The sequence below is a fragment of the Curtobacterium sp. MCPF17_011 genome, assembly GCF_003234145.1.
In the GTDB taxonomy this organism is placed as follows: Bacteria; Actinomycetota; Actinomycetes; order Actinomycetales; family Microbacteriaceae; genus Curtobacterium.
In genome coordinates, this window is the sequence record NZ_QKSK01000001.1 from 120,351 (window position 1) to 131,549 (window position 11,199).

Consider the following 11,199-nt stretch of genomic DNA (forward strand, 5'->3'; position numbering starts at 1 on the left):
GACAGTCTAGGCGCGACCCCCGACAGGCATCAGGCCTGCGCGGGTCGTTCCGCGACGAGCGATCGGGCCCGGACGGCCAGGTCGGCGTGGTCCGCGAACACCCCGTCGACGCCGGTGCGGAGGATCGAGGTGAACCACCGCTCCCAGTCGCCGTGCCCCGCCAGGTCGCCGCCCCGTCGGAGCGCCGCGGGCAGGAACCGGTTCTCCGGCCGGAGCGTCCACGTGTACACCGCGAGCCCGGCCGCGTGCGCGCGCTCGACGACCTCGCTCCGGACCGGCCCCGGATCGGCGAGTGCCCTCGTGTCCACCCCCGCCATCAGGGTCGGCAGGTCGATGCTGATCCCGTCGAACTCGGTGGCGAGACGGGCGAGCGCCGTGTCGCTCCGCTCGGAGGCGTAGGTCGGAGCGGCGGTCCCGGCGGAGGCGACCTCGTCCGCGGCCGCACCACGGGCCTCCTGGAGGTACACCAGCCGCCCACCCGTCCCGCGTGCGGCGACCTCGCGGAGGACGCCCTTCTCGAACGACTCGACCGTCAGGCGCTCGTCGCCCCGCCACCCGGCGTCGCCGAGGACGCCGTCCAGCAGCGGCGCCATCGGGAGGCCGGCGGCGGCGAACGCGCTGGCGTGCTTCACCTCGGCCACCAGGCCCACCGGCCGCGGTGCGGCGTCCAGGATCGCGAGCAGGTCCTCGAGGCGCAGGACCGTGTCCTCGCCGTCGTGCTGCCGGGAGGCGCGGCGCAGTTCCGGCAGGCGCTCACGGGTCCGCAGGGTGCGGACCTCAGCCCACGTGAAGTCCTCGGTGAACCAGCCGGTGAGCCGGTGCCCGTCGATCGTCTTCGTCGTGCGGCGGTCGCGGAACTCGGGCCGCTCGGCGACGTCGGTCGTGCCGGAGACCTCGTTCTCGTGCCGGAGGACCAGGACACCGTCCTTCGTCGGCACGAGGTCCGGCTCGATGGCGTCCGCGCCGAGCTCGATGGCGAGCTCGTAGGCGCTGCGGGAGTGCTCGGGGCGGTACCCGGAGGCTCCGCGGTGGGCGATGACGAGCGGCTGCATGCAGGCGACGATACGGAGCGCGGGTGAACGCAGTGTCCTCGAGACCGAGGCCCGCTCGGACGTTCAGCGAGCATGCGGAGTTCCCACGGTGGACCGACAGTGACCGTCAATAAACTGCCGCGCAGGAGCACGGACGCCGGTTCCGCTTCCCGCGGATCCTCAGCCATCGAACCCTCACGGCCCGTAGGCTGTGAGGACACGAAGGAACGGCACCGCCGCACTCCGTCACGAGCCCACGAACCGGTGCCACCCGGGTACCGGATCCACGACTCCACACCAGAGGAAATCAGAGGACACCATGGCCTTCAAGCCCGGTTTCGACCAGTCCCCCGCCTTCAACGACGCGGGCCGGAACGCATGGGGCGCCGGCTCGAACGCACCGCGGGGCGCCTACCCGCAGCAGGGGTACCCGCAGCAGGGCGGCTACCCGCAGGCCCCGTACGGGCAGACCGGCTGGGGCCAGGCGCCGCAGCAGCCCGGCATGTCGCCCGACCAGCTCCGGGACATGTACGACCGCCCCTCGGCCGACAAGGTCGACACCGGTCGCATGTCGTACGAGGACACCATCGTCAAGACGCTCTTGGCCTTCGGCGTGCTCCTCGTCGGCGCGGTCGCCGGCTGGAACCTGCCGCCCGTGGTCTGGATCGTCGGCGCATTGGTCGGGTTCGTCCTCGCGCTGGTGAACACCTTCAAGAAGAAGCCGTCGCCGGCACTCGTGCTCGCGTACGCATTCTTCGAGGGCCTCTTCGTCGGTGGCATCTCGGGGATGTACAACACGATGTGGGACGGCATCGTCACGCAGGCGGTGTTCGGCACCCTCGGTGTCTTCGCCGTCACGCTGCTGCTGTTCTCGTCCGGCAAGGTCCGTGCCACCCCCAAGCTGACCCGGTTCTTCCTGGTCGCGATGGTCGGCTACATGGCCTTCTCGCTCGTCAACATCGTGCTCATGTTCACCGGTGTGACCCAGAGCGCGTTCGGGCTCCTCGGCGTCTCGCTGTTCGGCATCCCGCTCGGTGTCCTGATCGGCATCTTCGTGGTGCTGATGGCGGCGTACTCGCTGATCCTCGACTTCGACCAGATCAAGACCGGCGTCGAGCGCGGCGCTCCGCGCGTCTACGCATGGACCGCGGCCTTCGGTCTCATCGTCACGCTGGTCTGGCTGTACCTCGAGATCCTGCGCATCCTGGCGATCGTCGCGAGCAGTTCCCGCAACTAGCGTTCCGCACCGCGAAGGGCCCCGGCTTCCGCCGGGGCCCTTCGTCGTTCCCGGGCGGGCGGCGGGCGCGGGCGGCGGCGGGCGCCCGACCGGTCACAACACCCCGCTCACCTCCGCCGAGCGGTCACGGCTCGTCGCTCACCACCCGCCAGAACGACGACGTGTAACCGGTCGGCGGAAGGCAGCCGGGCGCGGCAGGCGGGCCCGGCCCGCGCCTCCCGTCCGGGCACGTCTGCCCGCCGACGTCGCGCAACACGCCGCAGCCGGTTCGCCGAGGTCGCTCAACCCGCCGCCGTCCAGCCGCCCGAGCGGCAGATGGTGCGACCCCGAGAGCGCCGGCAGCATCCCCCGCGCGCCAGCCCCGTCCGCCGCCAGGTCGCACGACATGCCGCAGCCGGTTCGCCGGGGTCGCTCAAGCCGCCGCCGTCCAGCCGCCCGATCGGCAGAACGTGCGACCTCGGCGGCCGGGCTGGGCGGGCGACGGCAGAACGTGCGACCTCGGCAGACGGGCTGCGGGCGGGCGACGGGCGGGAGGCACGGCTCGACCCCGCAGGACGAGCGAGGGCCCGGTACGCAGCGCGTGCCGGGCCCTCGGGCGTCAGGGGAGGATCACTCCCACTCGATCGTCCCCGGCGGCTTCGACGTGACGTCGAGCACGACTCGGTTGACGTCGCGCACCTCGTTCGTGATGCGGTTCGAGATCTTCGCGAGCACGTCGTACGGCAGGCGCGTCCAGTCGGCGGTCATGGCGTCCTCGGACGAGACCGGACGGAGCACGATCGGGTGCCCGTACGTACGGCCGTCGCCCTGGACCCCGACCGACCGGACGTCGGCGAGCAGGACGACCGGGCACTGCCAGATCTCGTCGTCGAGGCCGGCCGCGGTCAGCTCGGCGCGCGCGATGGCGTCGGCGGCACGGAGGATCTCGAGCCGCTCCGCGGTCACTTCACCGACGATGCGGATGCCGAGGCCCGGGCCGGGGAACGGCTGGCGTCCGACGATGACCTCGGGGAGCCCGAGCTCGCGACCGACCGCGCGGACCTCGTCCTTGAACAGGGTGCGCAGCGGCTCGACGAGTTCGAACGTCATGTCGTCGGGCAGCCCGCCGACGTTGTGATGCGACTTGATGTTCGCGGTGCCCGATCCGCCGCCGGACTCGACGACGTCCGGGTACAGGGTGCCCTGCACGAGGAACTTGACCTCGGCGTCGCCGTCGGATGCCCGCGCTTCGAGGACGAGCGCTTCCGCTGCGGCTTCGAACGTGCGGATGAACTCGCGCCCGATGATCTTGCGCTTCTGCTCGGGGTCGCTGACGCCGGCCAGGGCGTCGAGGAACTGCTCGCGGGCGTCGACGGTGACCAGGCGCACGCCGGTGGAGGCGACGTAGTCCTCTTCGACCTGCTTGCGCTCGTCGGCGCGGAGGAGCCCGTGGTCGACGAAGACGCATGTGAGCTGGTCGCCGACGGCCCTGTGCACGAGGGCTGCGGCGACGGCGGAGTCCACACCACCGGAGAGCCCGGCGATCACACGGGAGGACCCGATCTGGGCGCGGATGCGCTCGACCTGCTCCTCGATCACGTTCGCCGAGTTCCAGTCGCCCGGGAGCCCGGCGGCACGGTGCAGGAAGTTCTCGAGCACGGCCTGGCCGAACGCGGAGTGCTTGACCTCCGGGTGCCACTGCACGCCGTAGAGCTTGCGCTCGTCGGAGGCGAATGCGGCGACCGGCGTGGACTCGCTCGACGCGAGGACCTCGAAGCCCTCGGGTGCCTTCGACACGGCGTCCCCGTGGGACATCCACGTGGTCTGCGCTGCGGGCTGGCCGCCGAGCAGGACGCTGTCGGTGCCACTGACGGTCACCGCGGTGGCGCCGTACTCGCGGAGGCCGGTGTTCGCGACCTCACCACCGAGTGACTTCGCCATGGCCTGGAAGCCGTAGCAGATGCCGAGCACCGGGATGCCGAGGTCCAGGATCTCGCCGTCCAGGGACGGTGCGCCGTCCTCGTAGACGGAGGACGGGCCTCCGGACAGGACGATCGCGGCCGGGTTCTTCGCCCGGATCTCGTCCGCCGTGACGGAGTGCGCGACGATCTCGCTGTAGACGTTGGCCTCGCGGACACGTCGTGCGATCAACTGCGCGTACTGCGCGCCGAAGTCGACGACGAGGACGGGACGCTGTTCGGTCTCGCTCACCGAGCGCTCTCCTTCTCCCGCGACTGCTGCGCGGTCAGCTCGTGGTGCGTGGTCATGGCGGCCTGCTGCATGCGGTGCTCGACCACGAACGACATGAACGGGATCACACCGCCGAGTGCGATGAGCAGGAAGCGCGTCGGCCGCCAGCGCATGATGCTCCACAGACGGAAGTCCGCGAACAGGTAGACGACGTACAGCCAGCCGTGCGCGATGAGGATCGCGATCGACAGGTTGAACGTGCCGGGCGCTTCACCGGCGGTGCCGTTCGGGACGAAGAACGCGCCGCCGCCGAGCTGCATCTCACGCTGGATCGGGGTGTACTTGATGACGACCTCGACGACCAGGGCGAGCAGGAGCACGCCGGTGACGTACGCGGAGATGCGGTAGAACCGCACGGCCCCCGGGATCTTGGGGATGTCGCGTGTCCGGACGGTCAGAGCCATGTGGTCGATCCTACCGGCGACCCGGCTCGGCCCGGGCGTCGTCCACCGGGACCGCGGGCTCGTCCACCGGCTCGACGTCGTCGTCAACAGGATCGGCGGCGGCGGCCTCGGCGGCCTCGCGGGCTTCGTCCTGCTCGCGCTCCCATGCGTCCTTCACGAAGCGGTACCAGAGGAAGACGGCGAACCCGGCGAACACGACCCACTCCACCGCGTAGAAGAGGTTGAGCCAGTCGAACTGGACCTCGCGCGTCGGTGCCCGGTCGGCGATGGTGCCGAGGTCGGCCGCGTCTGCGGTGGTCCGGTCGGCGACGACGTAGCCGCCGTACATCCGGTCGTCGAACGCCTTCCAGGTGTTCACGAACCGGGCCGGTGCCACGGCCGAGTACTCGTGCTGCTCGAAGGTGTCCTGGTCGGGCGACTCCGCCGGGTAGTACCGGCCGCGGATGGTCATCGTCGCGTCACCGGCCAGGCGGTCGCCACCGGCCACGGCGGCGGAACGCTGGTCGGACCAGCCGATCACGACCGGGAGGCTCGCACCCGTCGCGTCGTCGACCAGGTGGCCGACGGTCTGGAACTCGCCACCCCCGCTGCGGCCCGTCAGGACCGTCGTGTCACCGGCGACGAACCGCCCGGAGACCGTCACCTTCTGCCCGGCGAGGGCCGACCCGACCGGCTTCTCCGGGGTGGTGACGTCGTCGAGCGTCTTCCGTGTCTCGGTCGACGCCGGCAGTGGCTTGCCGTTCTCGATGCTGCGCTCGAGCTGCCACTTGCCGAGTGCGGCGAACACGCCAGCGAGGATGATCGCCAGCAGCAGCAGCGCGATCCACCTCGGTCGTCGGGCAACGGCCCACATCTGAATCAGTACTCCGGATCACGTACGCGGGCCGGGCGTTCGGGACGCTCGGCGGGGACCTCGATCGACGACGTGCTCGCGCTCACGGGTTCCGGCGTGGCCGGCTCCTCGCGCGACGGCGTCGTCTCTGGTGCACCATTGTCGCGCTCTTCCCTGCCCGCAGCCTCCACGAGGGCGATCTCCTCGGCGAACTTCGCGTCCCGCTCGGCCTTGCGTGCGGCGGCGGCCTGGGCGGCGGCGAGTTCGCGGCCACGGAGCTTCCGCACCCGACCCGGGCGGAGCACCAGTCGGCCGATGCGGTCGGAGTTCACGGCGAGCAGCGGTCCCAACACGGCCATCACCAGGACGTAGAGGCCCGCGAAGGCGGTGATCCGTTCCTCCAGTCCGGCGGCCGCCGACAGGGTCGCCAGGATGAGCGCGAACTCGCCACGGTTCACCAGGATGACGGCGGTGTTGATGCCCTGCTGGACGCTGAAGCCGTTCATCCGAGCGACGAGCTGCCCGGCGACCGCGTTGAGCACGACGGTCATGCCGATGGCACCGGCGACGGGCCAGAGCACCTCGCCGAACGTCGACACGTCGAGGCCGAGCCCGAAGTTGACGAAGAAGAACGCCGCGAACACGTCGCGCATCGGCAGGGCCAGCTGCTCGATGCGGTCCCGGTAGCGGGTGGCACCGCACAGCAGTCCGATCACGAACGCGCCGATGGCGTCGGTCACCCCGAGCAGGTCGCCGATGCCGCCGAACATGACCGCGAGCCCGAAGAACAGGATCGTGAAGAGCTCGTCGTCGCGGGTCGCGAAGATCTTCGAGACCTGCTTGCCACCCCAGCGCGCCAGGCTGAACATCACGATCAGGAAGCCGAACGCCAGCCCGAGCTTGCCGATCACCGCCCACAGGTTCGTGTCGCCGGAGAGCACCACGGAGACGATCGCCAGGTACACGGCGATGAACACGTCCTCGATCACGGTGACGCCGAGGATCATCGGGGTCTCGTCGTTGGCCAAGCGCCGGAGCTCGATGAGCAGCTTCGTCACGATCGCGCTCGACGACGTCGCCGTCATTCCCGCGATGATCAGGGCTTCTCGGGTGCCCCAGCCGAGCGAGAACCCGAACGCGAAGCCGACGCCCATGTTGATCGCGACGTAGGTGCCGCCGGAGACCAGGAGCTTGCCGGCGTTGCCGTAGAACTCCTCTTGATCGAACTCCAACCCGAGGTTGAAGAGCAGCAGGATGAGGCCGAACGTCGCGATCAGCTCGATCGTGTGCGACTCGACGCTCAGGCCGATCCACGGGGTGTGCGGGCTCGCGATGAGCCCGACCACCATGTAGACCGGGATCGCCGGCAGACCGATGGTCTTGCCCAGCCGCCCGAGGACGTAGGCGATGAGGAACAGGCCGCCGATGGTCAGCAGCTCACCACCCAGGTGCATCCCCTAGCTCCGGGGCGGCGCCTCGGCAGCGGCCGCTGCCAACTGACCGCTGCGGTAGAAGGAGAAGGCCTTCGCGACCTTCTCCGGCGCACCCGCGACGACGATCGTGTCCCCGGGGAACACGACGAAGTCCGACGAGGGGGCCGGGTTGGCGCTGTCGCCACGCACCACCGCGACGACGGTCAGGCCGATGAAGCCCGAGTCGTGCAGGTCGCCGAGGGGCTTGCCCGCGATGGCGTCGTCGTAGTCGACGCTGAACCAGTCGATGGAGAGGCCGGGGATCTCGTCGAGCTTGTCGAGGCCCTCGGTGATGCGCGTGCCGCCGAGGAGTTCGGCGAGGGTGTGCGCTTCGTCCTCACTGAGGCGGAGCGAGACCTTCTCGGACTTGTCCGCGCCGTCGGCGACGTCCGCGAACGAGATGAGGTCGGAGTGACCCGACCGGTGCGTGATGACACCACACTTGCCACCGTCGTCGGTGTAGAAGCTGTGCAGCACGCCGACGCCGGGGAGTTTGACGCGATGGACGTCGACCATGATGGCTCCCTTTCCCAGGACTCCCATGCTAACCACCGGCAGGGCCGGTCCATTCCGTTGTCCACAGGTCGTCCGGACCGGGGTCAGCTGAGGTCAGCTGGGCTCGGTCGTCTTCTCGCCCACGACCTGCTCGTCGTCCGCCGTGGCGCCCTCGGCGCCGCTCGAGCGGCCTCCGCCGACGACGACGTCGTCTTCCTCGAAGCCGAACGCGATGTCGGGTGCCTCGAGCCGGACGCGGTCGGCGGACTCGTCGTCGGGCTGGAGCTGCGACTCCCGCTCGGCGGCGACGCGCTTGAGGTAGTTCGACACCTCGTTCTCCGTCGTCTCCTGGTCCCAGCCGAGCACCCCGGCCATGAGCCGCGCGGCGACGGGCGCTGCGGACTCGCCGCGGTCCCACGCCTCGATCGAGATGCGGGTGCGGCGGGCCAGGACGTCCTCGAGGTGCAGGGCGCCCTCGTGCGAGGCCGCGTACACGACCTCGGCGCCGATGTAGTCGTCGGCCCCGGGCAGCGCGTCGGCCAACGAGGGGTCGTCCTCGACGAGCTGCAGGACCTCGGTCGCGAGCGTGCCGTACCGGTTCAGCAGGTGCTCGATGCGGACCTTGTGCACGCCGTACGTCTTCGCGGTGCGCGCACGCTTGTTCCAGGCGGCGGGGTAGCCCTCGGCCCCGAGGAGCGGGATGTCCTGCGTCGTCGACTCCGGGATCTTGCCGTCCATCGCCGCGGCGGCCTCATCGATGGCGTCCTTGCCCATCACGCGGTAGGTGGTCCACTTGCCGCCGGCGACGACCACGAGGCCCGGGGCGGTGTGTGCGACGACGTGCTCCCGGCTGAGCTTCGACGTCGCCTCGGACTCCCCTGCCAGCAGCGGCCGGAGTCCGGCGTAGACGCCCTCGACGTCCTCGCGGGTGAGCGGCACGGCGAGCACCTTGTTGACGTGTTCGAGGATGTAGTCGATGTCCGCCGCGGTCGCCGCCGGGTGCGCCTTGTCGAGGTACCAGTCGGTGTCGGTCGTGCCGATCAGCCAGTGGCGACCCCACGGGATGACGAACAGGACGCTCTTCTCAGTGCGGAGGATCATGCCCGAGTTCGACTGGAACCGGTCGCGCGGCACGACGAGGTGCACGCCCTTCGACGCGCGGACCTTGAACTGCCCGCGGGTGCCGACCATCGCCTGGGTGTCGTCGGTCCAGACGCCGGTCGCGTTGACGACCTGCTTCGCCTTGATGTCGAAGTGCTCACCGGTCTGGATGTCGTGCGCATGGGCACCGACGACCCGCTCACCGACCTTGATGAAGCCCTCGATCCGGACCCGGGAGGCAGCGTGCGCGCCGTACGAGGCCGCCGTGCGGACGAGTGCGGCGACGTAGCGCGCGTCGTCGACCTGGGCGTCGTAGTAGGTCATGCCGCCGACGAAGGCGTCCTTCTTCAGGGACGGCATCGAGCGGAGCACCTGCGTCCGGGTGAGGTGCCGGTGGTGGGGCACCCCGGGCGGACGGCCGCCGGACCAGCTGAACACGTCGTACATCGCCATGCCGATGCCGATGTAGAAGCGCTCCCACACCCGGTGGTTGAGCGGGTAGAGGAAGCGCACCGGCTTCACCAGGTGCGGGGCGATGCGCTGCAGCAGCAGGCCGCGTTCGATGAGGGCCTCGCGGACCAGGGTGAAGTTGAGCTGCTCGAGGTAGCGGATGCCGCCGTGCACGAGCTTCGACGACCGGCTCGACGTGCCCGAGCCCCAGTCGCGGGCCTCCACGATCCCGACCGACAGGCCGCGCGTGACGGCGTCGAGCGCTGCGCCACCACCGACGATGCCGCCGCCGACGACCAGGACGTCGAGCTCGGTGGACTTCAGCGTCTCGATGGCGGCGTCGCGTTCATCGGGGCCGAGCTTCGTCGCGGGGTCGAACCCCGCCGTGCTGGGTGCTCCGCGGGGTGCCTTCTCGCCCGTGACCGTGCTTGTCATGCTCGCCTCCGTCGCCGATCGGCACCGGAGCGGCACCCGCAGGACCTCCGCGGGCGCACCGCCGTCAGCGGTGGTACGGCGCCACGACCACTTCTACTCGCTGGAACTCCTTGACGTCGGAGTATCCGGTGGTCGCCATCGAGCGACGCAGGGCGCCGACCAGGTTGGCGCGGCCGTCCCACGACGGGGTCGGGCCGTTCAGGATGCTCTCGAGCGAACCGATCGTGCCGACCTCGACCCGACGGCCACGGGGCAGCTCCGGGTGATGCGCCTCGGCACCCCAGTGGAAGCCGCCGCCCGGCGCTTCCTGCGCACGGGCCAGGGCCGTGCCGAGCATGACCGCGTCGGCACCCATCGCGATCGCCTTGACGACGTCGCCGGCGGTGTCGAGGCCGCCGTCCGCGATGACGTGCACGTAGCGGCCGCCGGACTCGTCCATGTAGTCGCGACGGGCACCGGCGACGTCCGCGACCGCGGTGGCCATCGGTGCGTGGATGCCGAGGGCCGCACGGGTCGTCGAGGCCGCACCGCCACCGAAGCCGACGAGGACACCCGCGGCACCGGTGCGCATGAGGTGCAGCGCCGCCGTGTAGGTCGAGGCGCCACCGACGATCACGGGGACGTCGAGCTCGTAGATGAACTTCTTGAGGTTGAGGGGCGCCTGGTTCTGCGAGACGTGCTCGGCGCTGACGGTGGTGCCGCGGATGACGAACAGGTCGACACCGGCGTCCACGACGGTCTGCGAGAACTCGGCGGTGCGCTGCGGGCTGAGCGAACCGGCGACCGGGACGCCGGCGGCACGGATCTCGGCCAGGCGGCGGGTGATCAGCTCGGCCTTGACCGGCTCGGCGTAGATCTCCTGCATGCGCTTCGTGACGTTGCCGTCGGTCAGCGAGCGGATCTCGGCCAGGTACGGCTCCGGGTCCTCGTAGCGGGTCCAGAGGCCTTCGAGGTCCAGGACCCCGAGGACGCCGAGACGCCCCATCTCGATGACGGTGGCGGGCGAGGCGACGGAGTCCATCGGCGCCGACAGGATCGGCGACTCGAAGGTGAACGCGTCGATCGACCACTGGACGCTGACGTCACGCGGGTCACGTGTCCGTCGCGAGGGGACCACCGCGATGTCGTCGAACGCGTACGCCCGACGTCCGCGCTTGCCTGCACCGATCTCGACTTCGCTCACCCGGCAACCCTACCGGGCGGGCTGCGCGGGTGGCACGGCCGGACGGTCCGGGGGGTTCGGCGGGAGCGGTGACCGGGGGCTCACCGGGGAGGTCGAGCCGCACGACCCCGGCGGAGCACCCGGAGCGTCAGCCCCAGGAGCAGCGCCAGCACGATGAGGACGACGAGCAGCGCTGCGGCCACCTTGACGAGCAGGGCCGCACCGATGAAGAGGACGACGAACACCACCCACACCAGGGCGTCCATCGCGCGGTCCGCGAAGCGTTGCACGCTGGAACGGTACCGGACGCGTCCGACGCGGGGCGGGCCTCCCGTCCGGGCTGGAGGCGCG

General features: G+C 70.6%; 10 protein-coding genes. 1 reads left to right on the forward strand and 9 read right to left on the reverse strand.

What is annotated here, in order from left to right:
* Window positions 1-29: 29 nt before the first annotated feature.
* Window positions 30-1,052 (reverse strand): glycerophosphodiester phosphodiesterase family protein, encoded by a 1,023-nt coding sequence (locus DEJ25_RS00575; protein ID WP_111043455.1) that lies wholly within the window; start codon window positions 1,050-1,052, stop codon window positions 30-32.
* Window positions 1,053-1,350: 298 nt separating this feature from the next.
* Here DEJ25_RS00575 and DEJ25_RS00580 point away from each other — a divergent pair, with 298 nt between their 5' ends.
* The gene (locus DEJ25_RS00580; protein ID WP_111043456.1) at window positions 1,351-2,268 is read left to right on the forward strand and encodes a Bax inhibitor-1/YccA family protein; all 918 of its coding nucleotides are present in this window, start codon (window positions 1,351-1,353) and stop codon (window positions 2,266-2,268) included.
* Window positions 2,269-2,877: 609 nt separating this feature from the next.
* Here DEJ25_RS00580 and guaA read toward each other — a convergent pair.
* The 8 genes from guaA to DEJ25_RS00620 all read right to left on the reverse strand — a co-directional run bounded on the left by guaA (window position 2,878) and on the right by DEJ25_RS00620 (window position 11,138).
* Window positions 2,878-4,458 (reverse strand): glutamine-hydrolyzing GMP synthase, encoded by a 1,581-nt coding sequence (guaA, locus tag DEJ25_RS00585; protein WP_111043457.1) that lies wholly within the window; start codon window positions 4,456-4,458, stop codon window positions 2,878-2,880.
* A complete protein-coding gene (locus tag DEJ25_RS00590; protein ID WP_111043458.1) occupies window positions 4,455-4,901 on the reverse strand; it encodes a DUF3817 domain-containing protein in 447 nt (148 codons plus the stop codon). Before DEJ25_RS00590 ends, guaA begins: the two co-directional genes overlap by 4 nt.
* Window positions 4,902-4,911: 10 nt before the next feature.
* Window positions 4,912-5,754 (reverse strand): SURF1 family cytochrome oxidase biogenesis protein, encoded by an 843-nt coding sequence (locus tag DEJ25_RS00595; RefSeq protein ID WP_111043459.1) that lies wholly within the window; start codon window positions 5,752-5,754, stop codon window positions 4,912-4,914.
* Between the two features lie 5 nt (window positions 5,755-5,759).
* Window positions 5,760-7,187, reverse strand: coding sequence for a cation:proton antiporter (locus DEJ25_RS00600; protein WP_111043460.1), 1,428 nt, complete (start codon window positions 7,185-7,187; stop codon window positions 5,760-5,762).
* A gap of 3 nt (window positions 7,188-7,190) precedes the next feature.
* A complete protein-coding gene (locus DEJ25_RS00605) occupies window positions 7,191-7,721 on the reverse strand; it encodes a cation:proton antiporter regulatory subunit (protein ID WP_110903510.1) in 531 nt (176 codons plus the stop codon).
* A gap of 93 nt (window positions 7,722-7,814) precedes the next feature.
* Entirely contained in the window at window positions 7,815-9,686 is a 1,872-nt protein-coding gene (locus tag DEJ25_RS00610) for a glycerol-3-phosphate dehydrogenase/oxidase (protein WP_258366382.1), read from the reverse strand.
* 64 nt (window positions 9,687-9,750) lie between these two features.
* Complete coding sequence (locus DEJ25_RS00615) at window positions 9,751-10,869, reverse strand: GuaB3 family IMP dehydrogenase-related protein (RefSeq protein ID WP_110903511.1); 1,119 nt, start codon at window positions 10,867-10,869, stop codon at window positions 9,751-9,753.
* An 80-nt stretch (window positions 10,870-10,949) separates the two neighbouring features.
* The gene (locus DEJ25_RS00620; protein WP_110903512.1) at window positions 10,950-11,138 is read right to left on the reverse strand and encodes a hypothetical protein; all 189 of its coding nucleotides are present in this window, start codon (window positions 11,136-11,138) and stop codon (window positions 10,950-10,952) included.
* Between the last annotated feature and the right edge of the window lie 61 nt (window positions 11,139-11,199).

Bases quoted from the DNA above. Each gene is read 5' to 3' on its own strand.
- DEJ25_RS00610 (WP_258366382.1), bottom strand. From the start codon at position 9,686: ATGACAAGCACGGTCACGGGCGAGAAGGCACCCCGCGGAGCACCCAGC.
- DEJ25_RS00580 (WP_111043456.1), top strand. From the start codon at position 1,351: ATGGCCTTCAAGCCCGGTTTCGACCAGTCCCCCGCCTTCAACGACGCG.
- DEJ25_RS00600 (WP_111043460.1), bottom strand. From the start codon at position 7,187: ATGCACCTGGGTGGTGAGCTGCTGACCATCGGCGGCCTGTTCCTCATC.
- DEJ25_RS00575 (WP_111043455.1), bottom strand. From the start codon at position 1,052: ATGCAGCCGCTCGTCATCGCCCACCGCGGAGCCTCCGGGTACCGCCCC.
- DEJ25_RS00595 (WP_111043459.1), bottom strand. From the start codon at position 5,754: ATGTGGGCCGTTGCCCGACGACCGAGGTGGATCGCGCTGCTGCTGCTG.
- DEJ25_RS00590 (WP_111043458.1), bottom strand. From the start codon at position 4,901: ATGGCTCTGACCGTCCGGACACGCGACATCCCCAAGATCCCGGGGGCC.
- DEJ25_RS00605 (WP_110903510.1), bottom strand. From the start codon at position 7,721: ATGGTCGACGTCCATCGCGTCAAACTCCCCGGCGTCGGCGTGCTGCAC.